1 pseudogene is annotated in these 453 nt (G+C 49.7%); it reads right to left on the bottom strand.

Going from position 1 to position 453, the window contains the following annotated elements:
- Positions 1–235 (bottom strand): annotated as a pseudogene (locus tag ACYVRA_RS08855) (hypothetical protein); the annotation flags it as partial.
- Positions 236–453 lie beyond the last annotated feature (218 nt).

Raw genomic sequence — 453 nt, forward strand, 5'->3', positions numbered from 1 at the left:
CGAGGGCCGCGCGCTCGATTTCGTCGTAGTCCAAGAGGCCGGTCTCTTTGTTCACGCCGTAGCTGTAGGCGTCGAACATCTGAGCGGAGACGTTGTGGCGGTATCCGTGGGTGAGGTGCCCGCCGGAGTAGTAGTCCATGCCGAGCAGGCGCTGGTTGCCGGTTTTGGCTCGGAGCGCGTTCCAATCCTCGCGGCTGAGCTTGGACTGTCTCTTATACACATCTAACAGCGCCATTTTATAATAGATATACTCCTATATGTCTATAAGAACCCAATAACCAATCAAAGATAATCAGTTACCTGCAAAAACCATGCATAACTAATCAAAAATATCAAGTTATCTATCAGCCGACAGGATTTCGCAAATGCGTTCCGCCCGATCTTTCGGAAATCGGTATTTATCGGCGTAATATCTAAAATTGCGTACCGCGTCGCCGATATTCCGCAGTATAC

This window comes from Treponema sp. R8-4-B8 (genome assembly GCF_054786175.1).